Origin of the sequence: Actinomadura sp. NPDC049382 (genome assembly GCF_040677125.1) — a bacterium.
Classification (GTDB): Bacteria; Actinomycetota; Actinomycetes; order Streptosporangiales; family Streptosporangiaceae; genus Spirillospora; species Spirillospora geliboluensis.
Genome location: NZ_JBFARO010000073.1, coordinates 1 through 17665 on the forward strand (window position 1 = coordinate 1; position 17665 = coordinate 17665).

General features: G+C 76.0%; 17 protein-coding genes, 1 tRNA gene and 1 pseudogene. 10 read left to right on the top strand and 9 right to left on the bottom strand.

The window, feature by feature from the left end; all coding sequences use genetic code 11:
• Positions 1–93: pseudogene (locus AB0K34_RS31140) on the bottom strand (DNA starvation/stationary phase protection protein); the annotation flags it as partial.
• Between the two features lie 41 nt (positions 94–134).
• Here AB0K34_RS31140 and AB0K34_RS31145 point away from each other — a divergent pair.
• From AB0K34_RS31145 to AB0K34_RS31180, 8 genes are all read left to right on the top strand, one after another.
• Entirely contained in the window at positions 135–1664 is a 1530-nt protein-coding gene (locus tag AB0K34_RS31145) for a LuxR C-terminal-related transcriptional regulator (protein ID WP_364552587.1), read from the top strand.
• A gap of 109 nt (positions 1665–1773) precedes the next feature.
• On the top strand, positions 1774–3768 hold the full coding sequence (locus tag AB0K34_RS31150) for a histidine kinase (protein WP_364552589.1): 1995 nt from the start codon (positions 1774–1776) through the stop codon (positions 3766–3768).
• A gap of 69 nt (positions 3769–3837) precedes the next feature.
• The gene (locus AB0K34_RS31155; protein WP_364552591.1) at positions 3838–4251 is read left to right on the top strand and encodes a helix-turn-helix domain-containing protein; all 414 of its coding nucleotides are present in this window, start codon (positions 3838–3840) and stop codon (positions 4249–4251) included.
• A gap of 49 nt (positions 4252–4300) precedes the next feature.
• Complete coding sequence (locus tag AB0K34_RS31160; RefSeq protein WP_301176125.1) at positions 4301–5227, top strand: ferritin-like domain-containing protein; 927 nt, start codon at positions 4301–4303, stop codon at positions 5225–5227.
• Positions 5224–7500 (top strand): HAD-IB family hydrolase, encoded by a 2277-nt coding sequence (locus AB0K34_RS31165; RefSeq protein ID WP_364552593.1) that lies wholly within the window; start codon positions 5224–5226, stop codon positions 7498–7500. Before AB0K34_RS31160 ends, AB0K34_RS31165 begins: the two co-directional genes overlap by 4 nt.
• Positions 7497–8714: an alcohol dehydrogenase catalytic domain-containing protein gene (locus AB0K34_RS31170; RefSeq protein ID WP_364552596.1), complete on the top strand. Its 1218-nt coding sequence runs from the start codon at positions 7497–7499 to the stop codon at positions 8712–8714. The genes AB0K34_RS31165 and AB0K34_RS31170 overlap by 4 nt, the downstream gene beginning before the upstream one ends.
• On the top strand, positions 8711–10288 hold the full coding sequence (locus AB0K34_RS31175; protein WP_364552598.1) for a lactate racemase domain-containing protein: 1578 nt from the start codon (positions 8711–8713) through the stop codon (positions 10286–10288). The genes AB0K34_RS31170 and AB0K34_RS31175 overlap by 4 nt, the downstream gene beginning before the upstream one ends.
• The gene (locus tag AB0K34_RS31180; protein ID WP_364552600.1) at positions 10285–11211 is read left to right on the top strand and encodes a lysophospholipid acyltransferase family protein; all 927 of its coding nucleotides are present in this window, start codon (positions 10285–10287) and stop codon (positions 11209–11211) included. Before AB0K34_RS31175 ends, AB0K34_RS31180 begins: the two co-directional genes overlap by 4 nt.
• Before the next feature lie 62 nt (positions 11212–11273).
• On the opposite strand, the gene AB0K34_RS31185 is transcribed toward AB0K34_RS31180, so the two are convergent.
• From AB0K34_RS31185 to larE, 4 genes are read right to left on the bottom strand one after another with little or no spacing between them, the layout of a single operon-like run.
• Positions 11274–11999, bottom strand: a complete 726-nt coding sequence (locus tag AB0K34_RS31185) for a LarC family nickel insertion protein (protein ID WP_364552602.1) — start codon at positions 11997–11999, stop codon at positions 11274–11276.
• A complete protein-coding gene (gene larB, locus AB0K34_RS31190; RefSeq protein WP_364552605.1) occupies positions 11996–12595 on the bottom strand; it encodes a nickel pincer cofactor biosynthesis protein LarB in 600 nt (199 codons plus the stop codon). The genes AB0K34_RS31185 and larB (AB0K34_RS31190) overlap by 4 nt, the downstream gene beginning before the upstream one ends.
• Positions 12592–13251, bottom strand: a complete 660-nt coding sequence (larB, locus tag AB0K34_RS31195) for a nickel pincer cofactor biosynthesis protein LarB (protein WP_364552608.1) — start codon at positions 13249–13251, stop codon at positions 12592–12594. Before larB (AB0K34_RS31195) ends, larB (AB0K34_RS31190) begins: the two co-directional genes overlap by 4 nt.
• Entirely contained in the window at positions 13248–14066 is an 819-nt protein-coding gene (gene larE / locus AB0K34_RS31200) for an ATP-dependent sacrificial sulfur transferase LarE (RefSeq protein WP_364552611.1), read from the bottom strand. The genes larB (AB0K34_RS31195) and larE overlap by 4 nt, the downstream gene beginning before the upstream one ends.
• 143 nt (positions 14067–14209) lie before the next feature.
• On the opposite strand from larE, the gene AB0K34_RS31205 reads away from it, so the two are divergent.
• Positions 14210–14294 (top strand) — tRNA-Leu (locus tag AB0K34_RS31205).
• Between the two features lie 31 nt (positions 14295–14325).
• Here the strand turns inward: AB0K34_RS31205 and bcp are convergent.
• Entirely contained in the window at positions 14326–14793 is a 468-nt protein-coding gene (gene bcp / locus AB0K34_RS31210) for a thioredoxin-dependent thiol peroxidase (protein ID WP_364552614.1), read from the bottom strand.
• Between the two features lie 175 nt (positions 14794–14968).
• On the opposite strand from bcp, the gene AB0K34_RS31215 reads away from it, so the two are divergent.
• A complete protein-coding gene (locus AB0K34_RS31215; protein ID WP_301176115.1) occupies positions 14969–15283 on the top strand; it encodes a DUF3618 domain-containing protein in 315 nt (104 codons plus the stop codon).
• Here the strand turns inward: AB0K34_RS31215 and AB0K34_RS31220 are convergent.
• The 3 genes from AB0K34_RS31220 to AB0K34_RS31230 all read right to left on the bottom strand — a co-directional run bounded on the left by AB0K34_RS31220 (position 15234) and on the right by AB0K34_RS31230 (position 17519).
• Positions 15234–15509, bottom strand: coding sequence for a zf-HC2 domain-containing protein (locus AB0K34_RS31220; RefSeq protein ID WP_301176114.1), 276 nt, complete (start codon positions 15507–15509; stop codon positions 15234–15236). The two genes, AB0K34_RS31215 and AB0K34_RS31220, sit on opposite strands and share 50 nt — an antisense overlap.
• Before the next feature lie 67 nt (positions 15510–15576).
• Positions 15577–16848, bottom strand: a complete 1272-nt coding sequence (locus AB0K34_RS31225) for a glycoside hydrolase family 4 (protein ID WP_364552618.1) — start codon at positions 16846–16848, stop codon at positions 15577–15579.
• Positions 16845–17519: an SIMPL domain-containing protein gene (locus tag AB0K34_RS31230; RefSeq protein ID WP_301176112.1), complete on the bottom strand. Its 675-nt coding sequence runs from the start codon at positions 17517–17519 to the stop codon at positions 16845–16847. Before AB0K34_RS31230 ends, AB0K34_RS31225 begins: the two co-directional genes overlap by 4 nt.
• Positions 17520–17665 lie beyond the last annotated feature (146 nt).

Consider the following 17665-nt stretch of genomic DNA (forward strand, 5'->3'; position numbering starts at 1 on the left):
GTGGTGCTTCTTGTAGAGCGCGTAGAGGATCTGAGTGTCCGCCAGGATCCGGTTGAGGCGCTGGCAGGAGTACAAGCGGGCGTCACGGGAGAGGGATCGGCTTCCCGGCCGCCGGGTCCGCCCGGTTCGCGCGGGTGCCGGGGGAGTTCGCGCGGGCCGTGGAGGGGCTGCCCCGGGTCGCGCGGTTCGTGCTGGCCGTCGCGGCGGCCGACGACACCGGGTCGCCCGGCGTCGTCGCGGCGGCGGCGCGCATCCTGGACGTGCCGTTCGGGGCGCTGGACGCGGCCGAGGAGGCGGGCCTCGTCCGGCTCACCGAGGACGCGGTCCGCTTCCCGCATCCGCTCGCCCGCGCCGCCGCCTACCAGGGCGTGCCGACCGCGCGGCGCGCGGCGGCGCACCGCGCGCTCGCCGCCGTGGGCCGGGACGAGGCGGTGGTCCTGGGCTGGCTGGCAGGTGACGGGGCGATGGCCCGCGACGCGTCGGCCGGGGTGGACGAGCCGTCCCCGGAGGCGCGGCTGGCGCTGGCAGTGCTCGACGGCGACGTGGCGGCCGCCGGGCGGCTCGCCGTCCAGGTGCGGGACGCCGACGACGCGCGCCTCCGTCTCCTCGGTGCCGAGGCGGCGCTGCTGACCGGCGACGACGCGGCCGCGGCGGAGCTGTCCGCCGCGCTCGCCGCCGACTGCCGCGCGGACGGGCCGTCCGCTGTGCTGCCGCGCGCGCTCATCGCCGAGGCGCGGGCCCGGCTCGTCCTCGGCGACCATGACGCGGCGCGGTCACTGGCCGGTGAGGCGCAGGAGGAGGCCGAACGTGCCGGGTCGCGGCGGCTGATCGCGGCGGCGGCCTCGGTCCGGGCTCGGCAGGCGGCGGTCGAGGGGGACGAGGTGGGCTGCCGCGCGCTGTCGGCCGATGGCGCCGCCGGCGCGTGCGTGGGCGACGCGCTCGGCCTGCTCTCCCTCGGCCTGGGCCGTCCGGGCGACGCGCTGGAGCGCTTCCGCGAGCTGCACCGGGACGCGGCCGCGTCCCCTCCGGCGGCGTTCCTCTCCCTGGCCGACCATGTGGAGGCGGCGGTCGCGGCGGGCCGTCCCGAGGCCGCCGCCGGGCCCATGGAGCGGCTGGAGGCGTTCGCCCGCGACACCGGACGGCCGTGGGCGGACGGTGCGGCGGCGCGCTGCCGGGCGCTGCTGGCGTCCGACCCCGCCGCCGCGGAGCGGCACTTCACGCTGGCGCTGCGGGCGCACCACGGGGCCGACCGCCCGTTCGAGCGCGCCCGCACGGAACTGCTGTACGGCGAATGGCTGCGCCGGGCGCGGCGCCGCGCGCGGGCCAGGGTGCGGCTGCGCGCCGCGCTGGAGGTCTTCGAGCGGCTCGGCGCGGTCCCGTGGGCGGAGCGGGCGCGCCGCGAGCTGCGCGCGGCGGGCGAGGGGACCGCGCCGCCGGACGCCGCCGGGCACCCGTCCGGCAGCCTCACCGCGCAGGAGCTCCAGGTCGTCCGGATGGCGACGACCGGCGCGACGAACCGGCAGATCGCGGCCCGGCTGGGGCTGAGCCACCGGACCGTCGCCTACCACCTCTACAAGGCGTTCCCGAAGCTCGGCGTGGCGTCCCGCGCGGAACTCCACCGCTGCCTGCCCGCCGCCGGGGGCCGGGAGAACCGATCCGCGTAACGCAAACGATTGATCTGCGGTGCCATATGACCATTCGTCGGATCATTTCCCTTGATCGAATCGTCCGGGCAACTCATCATCGAAGGGGCGGTGGTGAGGGGGCCCGGTGGTGCGGACGTGGCGTGTCGCACGCGTCCTGAACGGCGGCGGCGATGACGACGGCGAGGACGGCCGCGGCGGCGGCGGTCCCGGCCGGGGCGACCGCACGCCCCTGCTCGTCCGCGCGATCATCGTCCTCTACTTCGGGCTGACGCTGCAGACGCGGCTGCTCAAGCAGGCCGAGACCGGCCCGTCCCGGCTGCTGGTGTCGGCCACGGTCGTGATCGTCCTGGTCTTCGGCGTGCAGCTGCTGTTCGTGCTGTACGGGCCGCGCGCGTTCCGGCCCGGCGCCCGCAGGGCGGTGGTGCTGCTCGCGGCGCAGGCCGCGCTGGCGGTGCTGCCGCTGCTGGTGTTCGGCAACGACTGGTACCCGGTGGCGGGCGGGTTCCTCGCCGGGGCGGTGCTGCTGCTGGTGCGCCCGCCGCTGTCGTGGCTGCTCGTGGCGCTCATCGCCGGTGCGGAGGGCCTGCTGCGGCACGCGCAGGGGTGGCCGCCCGACAGCGTCTCGTTCTGCATGATGGCGACCGTCAACGTCGGGGTGTCGATGTACGCGCTCACCCGGCTGGCGGGCCTGATCCGGGAGCTGCACCTCACCCGCGCGCAGTTCGCGGCGGCGGCCGCGGCGCGGGAGCGGATCGCGGCGTCCGGCAGCCTGCGCGCCGTGCTGGACGCGGCGCTCACCCGCATCGAGGCGGCGAGCCGCCGCGCCCTCGCCCGGGGCGCCGCGCCGTCCCGCGCCGACCTGGACGAGGTGGTCCGCACCGCGCGCCGGGCCCTCGGCGACGTCCGCTCGATCATCGGCGCGCTCCAGGCCGCGCCGCCCCCGGCCGCGCGGCAGGGAGTGGTCACGCAGCCGCGCCTGGCCTGGACGATCCTCGCCATCATCACCGCGGGTTTCGGCGTCCAGCAGGTCATGTACGTGCAGGCCGGCGCGGACGGCGACCCGTGGACGATCGGCGCGGCGGTCGTCGTGGCCGGCGCGGTCGGGGCGCTCCAGCTCCGCCACTCCGGCACGGTGCTGCGCGGCCGGCGGCCGAGGGGCGCGGCCTGGACGTTCGCCGTCCAGTTCGCGCTGGTCTTCGTCCCGTTCGCGGTACTCGGCTGGGAGTGGGCGACGATGGCGTGCCTGGTGACCGCGTCGGCACTGCTGGTCGCGCCCGGCCGCGTCGCGTGGTGGCTGTTCGGCGCGACGGTGGCGGCCTGGTACGCGCCCGCCCTGTGGGCGTCGCACGGCACGCTGTTCCACCTCTACACCTGCGCGGTGTCGGTGCAGATCGGCGTGATCGTGTACGCGCTGGACCGGCTGCCACGGCTCGCCCGGGAGGTCGCCGCCGCGCGCGAGCGGCTGGCCCGGATGGCGGCGCTGCACGAGCGGCTGCGCATCTCCCGGGACGTCCACGACCTGCTCGGGCTCGGGCTGTCCACGATCACGGTCAAGGCGGAGCTGGCCCGCCGCGTCGCGGGCAGCGACCCGGCGCGCGCCCGCGCCGAGCTCGCCGAGCTGATCGTGCTGGCCGACCGGTCCCGGGCGGAGGCGAGCGCCGTCGCGGAGGACGAGCCGGCCCTGGTGCTGCGCGAGGAGGCGGACGCGGCGCGCGTCGCGCTGGCGGCGGTCGGCGCCCGGGTGCGGATGGACCCGGAGCGCTGGCCCACCGCGCCGCCCGCCGTGGACGGCGTGCTGGCCGCCGTGCTGCGGGAGGCGGTCACGAACGTGCTGCGGCACGCGCGGGCCCGGCGCTGCCACATCGCGGTCACCGTCCACAAGGGGACGTTCCGGCTCACGGTCGGCAACGACGGCGCGGGACGGCCGGGGGACGCGGGCCTCGGGAAGGGGTCGGGCAGGGGCCTGGCGAATCTCACCGCGCGGGCCACCGCCGCCGGCGGCTCGCTGTCCGCCGGGGCGGACGGGTACGGCCGGTTCGCCCTCGTCGCCGAGGTCCCGGCGAGCGCCGCGGGCGCGGCGGCGCGGGACGGACTGCTCCTGCGGGAGAGCCTGATCGCTTGACGGATTCGCCCCCGTCCTCCGCTCTCTAGCGTCGGCGGCGAACGCCGATCGAGGAGCAAGGGGGCCGCCATGTCCGTTCTCGTCTTCGCCAGCGTGCTGCGGTGCGCGCACCGGGAGGCGGGCCGTCCGCCCGCACCCGCCCATCCGGATCTGAGGCCGTGCCCCGACCCGGCCCCGGATCCGGACTGGCTGGACGACATGCGCCGCCTCGTCGCGACCGCGCTCCCCGGCGGCCCCGTCACCGTGGGCTGGGTGGCGAACCGGATGGCGGTGAGCTCCCGCACGCTCCAGCGCCGGCTGCACGACGCGGGCACGAGCTGGCGCGACGAACTGGAGTACGTGCGCGGCCGGAGCGCCCGGCTCCTGCTGGAGGACGGCGCCCTGACCCGCGAGGCGGTGGCCCGCCGCCTCGGCTACTCCGACGCCCGCTCGCTGCGGCGCGCGCTGCGCCGCTGGGAGTGGCGCGCCGGGTCCGCCGCATGACGCGCTCCGTCCTTATCCGGACACATCCGACCTTTCTAGCGTGGTGACCATGACGCAGGATTTCGACCTCGACCGCTACGTGCGGAACTCGCGGGCGGTGGACCTGTCGGGAGTCGCGTGGGACCAGATCTCCGCCCACCCGGTCTCCGGTGCGGAGGCGCGCTGCCTGACGTTCATGATGGACATCGAGACCCACACCGTGATGTACGCCCGCGACCTCCTCGCCACCCGGGCCGCGTTCGACCCGGCGGTCACGGCGTTCATGAGCTGCTGGATCTATGAGGAGTTCTGGCACGGCGAGGCGTTCTCCCGGTTCCTCGGGGAGGCCGGCTTCACGCTGGCCCCCGACCGGGAGAAGGTCACCGCCGCGTCGCCGTACCCGACCAAGACCGCCCGCGACGAGCGGATCCGGCGGGCGCTCGGCCGCAGCGTCCACACCGGCCACCTCGTCTCGATGCTCGGCTCCGCGCTGACCCGCGACTTCGTCGCGATCCAGATGACGTGGGGCGCGATGAACGAGCTCAGCGCGATCAACAGCTACCAGGCGATGATCGAGCGCAGCGCCAACCCGGTGCTGCGCGACATCCTGCGGCGCGTCATCAAGGACGAGCGCCGCCACTTCGCCTTCTACCGGGCGCAGGCGCGGATGCGGCTGGCGCGGAGCGCCCGCGCGCGGCGGCTGGCGCGCTGGGCCATGCACCGGCTGTGGGCGCCGGTCGGCACCGGGCTGCGGCCCCAGGAGGAGAGCGACTTCGCCCTGGTGTGGCTGTTCGGCGACGACGCCGGGCTGGACCGGATGCGCCGCATCGACGCGACGATCGCGGAGCTGCCCGGCTTCGCCGGCGCGACGCTGGCGGAGGACGCCCGCCGCCGCTCGCTGGAGCGCATGCCGCCGAGCCGCGTCCCCGAGCTGTCCACCGACGGGGCCCTGGCCCGCGCCGGCGTCCACCGCGAGCGCCGCGAGGCCGCGGCGTGAGCGGGGAGCCCGCCGGGCTCGCGGGACGCACCGTCCTGCTCACCGGAGCGACCGGCTTCATCGGGCAGGCGCTGCTGGAGCGGCTGCTGTCGGGGCACCCGTCCACGAACGTCGTCATGCTGGTGCGGGAGCGGCCCGGCGCCACCGCCGGCGACCGGCTCGCCGAGCTGATCGCCAAGCCCGTGTTCGGGCCGTGGCGGGAGCGGGCCGGCGAGGACCGGGCCCGCGACATCGTCCGCGAGCGGGTGCGGCTCGTCCCCGCCGACCTGTCCGACGCCGCGCCCGACGTGCCGGACGACGTGGACGTGGTCGTGCACGGCGCGTCCGTCGTGTCGTTCGACCCGCCGATCGACGAGGCGTTCCGCACCAACGTCGTCGGCAGCGTCAACCTGTACGAGGGCGTGCTGGACGCCGCGCGCCGCACCGGCCGCCGCCCGCACCTGGTGCACGTCTCCACGGCGTACGTCGCGGGCTCCCGCAAGGGCGTCGTCCGCGAGGCCGCTCTGGAGCACGCGGTCGACTGGCGCACCGAGCTGGACTGCGCGCTGGAGGCGCGCCGGGCCGCCGAGAGCGACTCGCGCCGCCCCGAGGTGCTCGCCCGGCTCCGCGCCGCCGCGCTCAAGGAGCAGGGCAAGGCGGGGCCGAGCGCGGTCGCCGCCGACACCGAGCGCCGCCGCCGCGACGCGGTCGCGGACCGGCTCGTCGCCTACGGCCGCGAGCGCGCCCGCAGCCTCGGCTGGCCGGACGTCTACACCTTCACCAAGGCGCTTGGGGAGCGGGCGGCGGAGGACACCGCGCGCGAGGCCGGGGCGCCGCTGTCGGTCGTCCGCCCGGCGATCGTGGAGAGCGCGCTGCGCCACCCCTACCCCGGCTGGATCGACGGGTTCAAGATGGCGGACCCGCTGATCCTCGCCTACGGGCAGGGGATGCTGCGGGCGCTCGCCGGGATCCCGGACGGCATCGTCGACATCATCCCGGTCGACCTGGTGGTGAACGCGCTGCTCGCCGCCGCCGCCGTCCCGCCCGAACCCGGCGACCCCGCCTACTACCACGTCGGCTCCGGCGCCCGGAACCCGCTGACGCTGCAGCGGCTGGTGGAGCTCGTCCAGGAGCACTTCGCCGAGCACCCGCTGCCCGCGCCCGACGGCCGCGGCGCCGTCCGGAACCGCGACCTGCAGCTGCTCAGCGAGTCGCAGGCCGAACGCGTCCTCGGCACCGCCGAACGCGCGATGGACGTCGCCGAGCGCGCCCTGCTCGCCCTCCCCGGCGGCGAGCGCACCCGCGCCTGGCAGCGCGACCTGCACCGCAAGGGCCGCGAGGTGCGGATGCTGCGCCGCTACCGCGACCTGTACGGGGCGTACGGCGCCGCCGAGGTCGTCTACGCCGACGGCGCCACCCTCGCGCTGGACCGGACGCTCCCGGACGGCGAGGGCTGCGACTCGGCGGCCATCGACTGGCCGCACTACCTCCGCGACGTGCACTGCCCCGCCGTGACCGCCGCCTTCTACGGCCCGCCGATGCCCCGCGCGCCCAAGCCCGCCCCGGTCCCGTTCGAGGAGCGCGGCGACGTCGCCGCCGTCTTCGACCTGGACGGGACGATCGTCGCGTCCGACGTCGTCGAGGCGTACCTGTGGGCGCGGCTGCTCGACGCGCCCGTCCGGTCCTGGCCGGGGGCGCTGCTGCCCATCCTGCGGAACGCGCCGCGCTACCTGCGCGCCGAGCACCGCGACCGCGGTGAGTTCCTGCGCGAGTTCGTCCGCCGCTACGAGGGCGCGGGCGAGGCGGAGCTGCGGGCGCTGGCCCGCGAGCGGCTCGGCGACGTGCTGCTGCGCCGCGCCTGGCCGCAGGCGATCCGCCGCATCCGCGCCCACCGCGCCGCCGGGCACCGCACCGTCCTGCTCACCGGCACCGTCGACTACTTCGTCGAGCCGCTGCGCGCCCTGTTCGACGACGTGCTGGCGGCGCGGCTGCGGGTGGTCGACGGGCGCTGCACCGGCCACTTCGAGGCGCCGCCGCTGATCGGCGAGGCCCGCGCCGCGTGGCTGCGCGAATGGGCCCGCGACGAGGGCGTCGACCTCGCCGGGAGCTGGGCCTACGGCGACCACTACTCCGACCGCCCCGTGCTGGAGCAGGTCGGCCACCCCGTCGCCGTCAACCCCGACGCCCATCTCTACCGGCACGCCAAGCGGCTCCGCTGGACGGTCGCCGAGTGGGGCGGCGCCGGCGGCAAGGTGTCCGCCGTGCTCGACGCCGCCCTGGAGGAGGCCCGGTGATCCTCGCCCTCGAATACCACCGCTCGCCCGCCCGCTACCTCGCCGCCGGGCGGCTGCCCGGCCGGCTGCGGCCCGCCGTCGTCCCCTCGCTCGCGCCGCTGCGGCTGTCGCACCGCAAGCCGCCCGCGCCGCCCGGCCCGGACTGGGTGCGACTGCGGCCCGTCCTGTCCGGCATCTGCGGGTCCGACCTGTCGATGGCGGCCGGGACGGTGTCGCCGTACCTGTCGGCGCTGGTGTCGACGCCGTTCGTCCCCGGGCACGAGATCGTCGCCGAGCTGATGGACGACGCCGGCGACCTGCGCGCCGGGACGCGCGTCGTCGCCGACCCGGTCCTGTCGTGCCGGACGCGCGGCCTCGACCTGTGCGCGTCCTGCGCGGACGGCCACGAGAACCGCTGCGACCGCGTCACCGCCGGCCGGGTCTCCGCGGGCCTGCAGACCGGGTTCTGCGCCGACACCGGCGGCGGCTGGTCCGAGCGGCTGGTCGCGCACCGCGACCGGCTGCACCCCGTGCCCGCGTCGCTGCCGTCCGAGCGGGCGGTGCTGGCCGAGCCGCTCGCCTGCGCGATCCGGTCCGTCAGGCGGATCGACGTGCCGCGCGGCGCGTCCGTCGCCGTCGTCGGCGCCGGCACGGTCGGGCTGCTGACCGTCCTCGCGCTGCGCGAGCTGACCCCGGCCGGGCCGATCACCGTGATCGCCCGGCATCCGGGGCAGCGGCGCCGCGCCACCGCCCTCGGCGCCACCGAGACGATCGACCCGGCGAACGCGCTGCGCGGGCTGCGCCGCATCACCGGTGGCTCGCTCGTCCGGCCCGAACTCGGCCCCGGCTACCTGCTCGGCGGCGCCGACATCGTCGCCGAGTGCACCGGCGGGCAGGGCCTCGACACCGCGCTGCGGATCGTCCGGGCGGGCGGCACCGTGCTGCTGTCGGGCATGCCCGCCCGGCCCGTCGACCTCACCCCCGCCTGGTACCGGGAGCTGACGATCGCCGGCTCCTACGCCAGCCGCGGCGCCGCCGACTTCGCCGCCGCGCTCGACCTGGCCTCGCACGACGCCCTGGAGGGCTTCGTCGACGGGGTCTACCCCCTCAGCCGCTGGCGGGACGCGCTGTCGCACGCGCTGGCCGCCGGGCGCTCGGGCAGCGTCAAGATCGCGTTCGCGCCGCAGCGCCGCGCGGACGAGCCCGCCGAACCGAACGGAGGAGCCGACGGATGAGCAGACCCGGCCTCGTACTGGAGGTGGACGAGCGGACGCCGCCGCTTCTCGTGCACGAGGGGGAGGGGTTCCGGCTGGAGCGGTTCCCGCTCGGCACCCGGGTGGTCTACCCGCCGGACTCGCTGCCCGGCGTGCGCGACCTGACCGGCCGGATCCGGGACGCCCTGCTGCACCCGCTCGGCAGCGAGCCGCTGCCCGAGCTGCTGCGCGCGGGCATGCGGCTGACGATCGTCTTCGACGACCTGTCGCTGCCGCTGCCGCCGATGCGCGCCCCCGACGTCCGGCAGCGGGTCATCGAGCAGGTCCTCGAACTGGCCGCCGCCGCGGGCGTGGACGACGTCGAGCTGATCGCCGCGAACGCGCTGCACCGCCGGATGACCCCGGCGGAGATCCGGCACATCGTCGGGGAGCGGGTGTTCGCCTCGTTCTGGCCCGACCGGCTCCGCAACCACGACGCCGAGGACCCCGAGAACCTCGTCGCGCTCGGCCAGACGCGGCACGGCGAGGACGTCGAGATCAACCGGCGGGCCGCCGAGAGCGACCTCATCGTGTACGTGAACATCAACCTGGTCGCGATGAACGGGGGCGCGAAGTCCGTCGCGGTGGGCCTCGCGTCCTACAAGAGCCTGCGGCACCACCACAACGTCCACACGCTGCGGCACTCCCGCTCGTTCAACGACCCGCCGAACTCGGCGATGCACCACTCCTACGGCCGCATGCACTCCCTGCTGTCGGAGTCGGTGCGGGTGTTCCACATCGAGGCCACCCTCAACAACGACCAGTTCCCGTCACCGTTCGGGTTCCTCAACCGGCGCGAATGGGAGTGGACGCTGCGGGACCAGGCGACGTTCCTGGCCGCCAAGCGCGCCAACGACCTCGCCCAGGCCGGGGCACGCCGCCGCCTGTGGCAGAACCTGCGCGCGCCGTACCAGGTCACGTCCGTGCAGGCGGGCGCTACGGACGAGGTGCACAGCCGGACGCTCGCCGCCGTCCACCGGCAGCAGCTCACCGAGGTGCAGGGCCAGTCGGACGTGCTGATGCTCGGCCTGCCGTACCTGTCGCCCTACAACGTCAACTCGGTGATGAACCCGATCCTGGTGGCGTGCCTGGGCCTCGGCTACTACTTCAACATGTACCGGGGGCGTCCGCTGGTGCGCGAGGGCGGGGCGCTCATCATGTACCACCCGATGCCGGCGGAGTTCCATTCGCTGCACCACCCCAGCTACATCGACTTCTACGACGAGGTCCTCCCGCAGACGACGGACCCGGCCACGATCGAGACGAAGTACGAGGAGCAGTACGCCACCGACCCCTGGTACGTCCACCTGTACCGGAACAGCTACGCCTACCACGGCGTCCACCCGTTCTACATGTGGTACTGGGGCGCCCACGCGCGCGAGCACCTCGGCGACGTCATCTGCGTCGGCGCGGACCGCAAGGTCGCGGCGCGGCTCGGCTTCCGCGCCGCGACCACGCTCGCCGACGCGCTGGAGATGGCGGGCGAGACCGTCGGGCACAGCCCGAGCCTCACCTACCTGCACACCCCGCCGATGACGATGGCGGACGTCCGATGAGCGGGCGGCGCAGGAGCGGGCGGCTGTCGCTCGCGCAGGAGGTGCGGCTGCTGCGCCGGGGCCGCGACTGGCGGGGCCGCGCCCCCGCCCCGCGCTCCGCTGCGCCCTGGGCGCGCGTGCCGGAGGCGAGCCCGTTCCCCACGGCGTGGGCGCGTACGCCGCTCGCCGCGGCGGCCCGCACGGTCGCGCTGGACGGCGTCCTGCGCACGCTGACCTGGACCCAGACCCGGCCGCAGATCCACGGCGCCGACCTCCTCGACGGCGTGGAGGGGCCGGTGGTGTTCGTCGCCAACCACGCCAGCCACCTGGACACGCCGCTGATCCTCGGCTCGCTGCCGGTCCGGCTGCGCCGCCGCGTCGCGGTCGCGGCGGCGGCCGACTACTTCTTCGACGCCCGCTGGCGCGCCGTCGCGACCGCGCTCGCCTTCAACGCGTTCCCGATCGAGCGGCACGGCTCCGGCGGGTCCCTCGACCTGGCCGCCGAGCTGCTCCAGGACGGCTGGAGCCTGCTCGTCTACCCCGAGGGCACCCGCTCCCAGGACGGCTGGGCGCGGCGGTTCCGGATGGGCGCGGCGCTGCTGTGCCGCGAGCAGGGCGTCCCCGCCGTCCCGCTCGCGGTGCGCGGCACGTACCGGGCGATGCCGCGCGGCGGGATGTGGCCCAAGCCGGGCCGCCCGGCCGTCGCCGTCCGCTACGGCACCCCGCTCGCCCCCGACCCGGACGAGACGACGAGCGCCTTCAACGCCCGCCTGGAGGACGCGGTCGGCCGGCTGTGGATCGAGCACGACGAGAGCTGGTGGGCGTCCCTGCGCGCCCCGGACCGCCGCCTCGCCCCGCGCGGCCCCGACGTCGCCGAATGGCGCCGCATCTGGGCCGCCACCCGCCCGGACCGTCCGCCCAACCGCACCATCTGGCCCCGCTAGGGGACGCTGAAACCCGCTGAGGCAGGCGCGGCCTCAGCGGGTTTCCGTGGTCTCGGCGGGCCTCAGCGGGCCTCGCCGATGGCCACCTGGGTGACGTTCGGGAGGTCGCCGAAGACCTTCGTGCCGGCGCCGAAGCCGTTCGCGGTGACGGTCATGTCGGGGAAGGGCCCGAACGAGCCGGCCAGGGTGACCAGTAGCGCGGTGCCGGTCGGCGTGCTCATCTCGGCGTCCACGGCCCGTCCGGTGATCGGCGCGCGGGCGCGCGCGAGCAACTCCACCACCGCCGGGCCCGGGTTGGGCAGAAGGCCGTGCCTGGTTGTGATGAAGCCCTGCCCGACCGGGATCGGCAGCGCGGCCACCTCGTCCACATCGAGGGTCTCCAGCGCGGCGCAGGTGCCGACGACGTCCACGATCGCGTCGTGGCCGCCGACCTCGTGGAAGTGGACGTCGGCCGGGGGCGTCCCGTGCACCCGGCCCTCCGCCTCGGCGAGGTTCCGGAACACCGCGAGCGCCCGCTCCCGCACCCGGTCGGGCAGCGGCGCCTCGCCGACCAGGGCGGCGATGACCGAGTGGGTGCGCGACACCGCGTCGTCCTCGACCGTCACCACCGCCCGGGTCGCCGCGATGCCGCGCCGCGTGACCCGCTCGGTGTCCAGCGACCAGCCGGGCAGGCCGAGCCCCGCCAGCATCTTGCGCACCGCGTCCAGGTCGGCGCCCGCGTCGAGCAGCGCGCCGAGCGCCATGTCGCCCGCGATGCCGGCGAAGCAGTGGAAGTAGGCGATCCTCATGTCAGCATCCTCCGTGCGGTGATCGCGGCTCCGAGGCCGTCGTCGATGCCGGTCACGGCCAGGCCGGGCGCGCCGGAGGCGAGCATCGCCGCCAGCGCCGCGAGCCCGCCGGACGCGGTGCCGTAGCCGACGCCGGTCGGCACCGCGAGCACGGGCCGGGGCACCAGCCGGGCCACGGCCGACGGCAGCGCGCCGTCCATGCCGGCCGCGACGATCAGCACCCGCGCCCGGCTCAACGCCGCGCGCACCCCGAGCAGCCGGTGCAGGCCCGCCACGCCGACGTCGGCGGTCAGGGCCGGGCTGAGCCCGAGGGCCTCGGCGGCGGTCAGCGCCTCCTCCGCCACGGGCAGGTCCGAGGTTCCCGCCGACACCACGGCCACCGGCAGCGGACGGCGGGGGCGCGGCCGGGTGAGGACCACGAGCCCGGACCGCTCATTGCGGGACGCCTCCGGCGCCACATCGCAGGCCGCCGCGAACTGCTCCGCCGTGGCGTGCCGCAGGAACGCGGTCTCGGGGCCGCGGGCCAGGAGTTCCTTCACGCGGGCGCGGACCTCGTCCGGACGCAGGTCCCGCGCTTCGGCGACGGCGACCGTCATGCGTCCGCCCCCGCGTTGATCAGGTGGGCGGCGTACCCGGCGCCGAACCCGTTGTCGATGTTGACCGCGACGACGCCGGGCGAGCAGGAGTTCAGCGCCGACAGCAGCGCCGCACGTCCCGCGAAGTCCCCGCCGGACGAGGTCGGCAGCGCGACGACCATCTGCTCCACCAGGCCGGACACGAGGGTGGGGAGGGCGCCGCCCGTCCCGTCCGCGACGACGAACGCGCGCGGGCGCTCGTGCTCGTCCAGCCAGCCGGGGAGGGCGGCGGGATCGTCCACGGGCGCCCCGTACCAGCGGGAGACGCGGCTGCCCATCGCGTCGGCGACCAGCGCGGCCTCCTCGGCGGCGGGTTCGTCTTCGGGACGCCCGCAGACCACCGCGACGTTGCCCGTCCGGGGGCGGCGGCGGTCCGGGTTCAGCACGGCCAGGCACGCACGCTCGTGCACCATCGCGTCGGGGAACGCGTCGGTGAGGGCCGCCAGTGTCGCGGTAGACGCACGCGTGGCCAGTACGTTCGCGGCGCCCGATCCGACCAGGCTCGCCGCGATCGCGACGACCTCCGGCACCGTCTTGCCCTCGCAGAACACCGCCTCCGGGTACCCACGCCGTCGGCCCCGGTCGAGATCGACGCGGGCGAAGCCGAGATCGCTCACCGGTTCCGCACCGGCGTGAGGCCGAGGTTGTGGCTGCCCTGGCGGTAGCCCTCCAGGTCCAGCGTCACGTACCGGAAACCGGCCTCCTTGACCAGCCCGGCCAGCTCCGCGCCCCGTGCGGCCGCCGCCGTGACGTCCGCCGGCTCCACCTCGATCCGGGCGAGGCCGCCGCCCTGGTCGCGGACCCGCACCCGCCCGCCGAACCCGGCGCCGCGCAGCGCCTCCTCGGCGTCCTCCACGCGGCGCAGCGCGTCCCGCGTGACCGGCACCCCGTAGGCCAGGCGCGACGACAGGCACGCCGACGCCGGCTTGTCCCACGTGCGCAGCCCCAGCTCGCGCGCCGCCGCCCGCACCGCCGCCTTGCCCAGCCCGGCCTCCACCAGCGGGAACCGGGCGCCCAGCTCGCGGGCGGCCCGCTGCCCCGGTCGGTGGTCGTCCAGGTCGTCCAGGTTCACCCCGAGCAGCACCGGACGGCCCCCGGCGGCCTCCGCCACCGCGGACAGCACGTGCATCAGGGCCTCTTTGCAGAACCGGCACCGGTCGGCGCCGTTCGCGGCGTACCGGGCGTCCTCCAGCTCCCGCGTCGTCACCACCCGGTGCGGCATCCCGAGCCGCCGGGCCTCCGCCCGCGCCGCCGCCAGCTCCGACCGGGCCAGCGACGGCGAGTCCGCGGTCACCGCCAGCGCGGCGTCCCCGAGCTCGCGGTGCGCCGCGTAGGCCAGCAGCGAGCTGTCCACCCCGCCCGAGTAGGCGACCACGGCGCCGGGCAGCGCGGCCAGCGCCCCGCGCAGGCGCGACAGAGCGTCGTCGGCCATGGGCATCTCCTTCCAGCGTCGTCTGGGCAGGACGCTAGAAGGAGCGCACGGACCGCGAATCCGTCAGATGACCGGCCGCGCTTTTCCCGTTGCCCCGCCGGGCGGGGAGGCCGCTAAGCTGAACGCGCCCCATCCGGGGCCCGGCGGGCGTGGCGAAATCAGGTATACGCGGCAGGTTTAGGTCCTGTTGGTGGCGACACCGTGGGGGTTCGAATCCCCCCGCCCGCACCGGAGCGCCGCGTTCCCCGTGTTCCCGCCGCTAGACGCCGAGGTCGCGGCGGAGGCGCTCGACGTGGCCGGTCGCCTTCACGTTGTAGTACGCCTTCTCGACCTTGCCGTCCGCGTCGATGACGAACGTCGACCGGATGACGCCGACGACGACCTTGCCGTACAGCTTCTTCTCCCCGTACGCGCCGTACGCCTTCAGCACCTCGGCGTCCGGGTCGGACAGGAGCGGGAACGTCAGCCCCTCCTTCTCGCGGAACTTCGCGAGCTTCGCCGGCTTGTCGGGGGAGATGCCGACCACGGTGACGCCGCCGGCCTCCAGCTCGGCCAGGCTGCCCTCGAAGTCCACGGACTCCTTGGTGCAGCCGGGCGTCATGGCGGCCGGGTAGAAGTAGAGGATCACGCGCCTGCCGCGCAGCGAGGCCAGCGACACCGCGGCCCCGTCGGCGTCGGGAAGCTCGAAATCGGGGGCGACGTCGCCCGGCTGCAGCCGCTCGGACACCCTGTCCCGCCTTTCGCTCGGATGCTGGGAACCCACGGTACCGGCCGGGGTTGGCCGGACGCGCCCGGCCCGGACCTGCCACACTGTTCGGATCATGCTTCGCTCGCGGCCGCGCTCCGCCGCGCCCCGCCGCGAGCTCGCCCGACAGGATGGCCCGACAGGATGAGGACACGGCATGGCTGACTGGAGCGGCAGCGACCCGGAGGAGGTCGAACGCTACATCGAGCGCACCCGCCGGGAGCTGGCGCGCAACGTCGACGAGCTCGCCGACCGGGTCAATCCGAGGAACGTCGCGCACCGCGGCGTCGAGCGGCTGAAGCAGGAGGCGGACAACGTCGCCAGGGCCGTCGGCGCGCTGGTCCGGCCGGCCGGCGACGACGATGACGCCGAGGGCGGCGGGATCGACAAGCGGGTGCTGCTCGCGGGCGTCGGGGCCGCGGTCACCGTGACCGCCCTGGTCCTCTGGCGCCGTAGGCGCAGGGCCCGCTGAGGCCCATCCGGGAGGCGCCGGTCCGCGGTCCGCGGCCGGCGCCTTCGCGCGTCCGGGCCGAGTGCGCGAGCAGCTCGGCGACGGTGCGCAGCTCGGCCAGCTCGGCGCGGCACGGCGGGCAGCCGCGCAGGTGCGCCGACAGCGCGGCGGCCTCGGCGCCGGCGAGCCGCCCGAGGGCGTAGACGCCGAGGCCGACGCGGTACGCCCCGCAGTCCGTTCCTCCCACGTCCTGCAGTACGGGACGGCGCCCCCGCGGCGTTCAGGCGGCCCTGCCGTTCAGGCGGCCCTGCCGTTCAGCGGAACTGGGGCAGGTGGTCGCGGTGGGCGGCGAGGCCCTCGTCCAGGATCTTCTCGGCGGTGTGCTTGCTGCGCACGAACGGGTGCGCCATGAGCGCCTGCAGCGCGGTGCGGCGGTCGCCGGTGACGGCGGCGTCGGCCGCGAGCCGCTCGTAGGCGTGGATCGCCTGGGTGAGGCCGCGCACCGGGCCGGGCAGCGGCCCCATCGTCAGCGGGACCGGCCCGGATCGTCCGACCAGCGCCGGGACCTCCACGATCGCGTCGTCGTCCAGCGAGGAGACGGCCCCGTTGTTGCGGGTGTTGACGATCATCCGGCGGCCTTCGTCGCGGTGCATGGCGCAGATGACGTCCACCGCGAACTCGCCGTGCTCGCCGCCGCCGCGCTCCCGCGACGGGTCGGGGTCGGGCTTGCTGGACTCGGCGGCGACCTGCTCGTAGTAGCCGGGCAGCATGGCGAGGATGTCCTGCGCGCGGGTCGTGCCCTTCGCCCGCAGCTCGTCCACCACCTGGTCGTGGAAGAAGTAGTACTTGGCGTAGGAGTTCGGCAGGAAGCCGAGCGCCTTGGCGAGCTCCGCCATGCGGGACGGGTCGCGCCAGGGCGTCGCGCCGCCGCCGGGGACCTCCAGGTCGTCCAGCAGGAGCGGGAGGTCGAGTTCGCGGCCGTCGAGCCGGACCCGCTGCGCCCAGGTGGCGTGGTTGAGGCCGATCCAGTCGGCCTCCAGCCCGTCGAACGGCAGCCCCAGCAGGTCGGCCCACATCTCGGTGTCGCCGATGAACTGGTCGCACAGCCCGATGATCCGCGCGCCGGTGTGCCGGGCGACGGCGTCGGTGACCACGTTGGTCGGGTTCGTGTAGTTGACGATCCACGCGCCCGGGTCGGCCGCGGCGGCGATGTCCAGCAGGACGGGCACCGACCGCAGCGCCATCAGGAACCCGCCGGGGCCCGCGGTCTCCTGCCCGACGACGCCGTGCTTCAGGGGGATCGACTCGTCCAGGTGCCGCGCCGCCAGCCCGCCCGGACGGAACGTCGTGAACACGTAGGACGCGCCGTCCAGCGCCGACGGCAGGGCGGTGTGCGACGTCACCGTGAGGTCGGCGCCCCGCGCGGCGAACATGGCGCCCGCCAGCCGCGTCATGACGTCCAGGTGCGCGGCGTCGATGTCGTAGCAGGCCAGCTCGGTCCCGGCGAGGTCGTCGGCGCGGTGCAGCAGCCCGCGGATGACGCCCGGCATGTAGCCGCTGCCGGCGCCGACGATCGCGACCTTCACCGCGGCTCCAGGTCGGGCTGGGTGACGGTGAACCGGGCCTCGACGGCGGCGCGGACGACCTGCGTCTCCGGCTCCAGGTCGATCGGCTCGGGCTCCCCGGCGGCGTCGCCGATCCCGCCCCCGTACGCGGCTGCCAGCGCCACCGGCGGCTCGTGGATCGTCCGGCCGAGCCCCTCGTCCGACAACTCGACCAGCCCGGTGAGCCGCGCCCCGAGCGCCTCGGCGTAGCTGCGCGCGCGGGCCACGGCCTCGTGCGCCGCCTCCCGCGCGGCCCGCCCGTAGACCTCGCTGTCGCGCCGCAGCTCCCATTCGGGGCCGCTGACGTACGTCCGCTCCAGGTCGCCGAGCCGGGTGACCAGCTCGCCGAGCACCCCGAAGTCGGTCACCGCGATCTTGATCCAGACGGTGCCGCGGTAGGCCCGGATGTCGCCCTCGCGCCGCTTGTACTTCAGCAGCGGCGCGATCGACAGCCCGCCCGTCTCGACCTTCTCCACCGCGTCGCCGTAGGACTCGACCAGGTCGAGGCACCGCCGGTTCCGCTCGGTGAGCCGGTCGAGCGCGGCGCGCCGGTCGGACTCCTGCGACTGCACGTGCACCGACAGCCGCGCGATCTCCGGCTCGGCCTCCACCACCGCCTCGCCGCGGACACTGATCAGGGGAGCGTCGCTCATCCCCCCAACCTACGCGCTACCGGCCTTCTGCGCCCCCAGCCCCCAGCCCCAGCCACCGGCCCCAGCCCCCGGCCCCAGCCCCCAGCCACCGGCCTCAGCCACCGGCCTCAGCCACCGGCCTCAGCCACCGGCCCCCAGCCACCGGC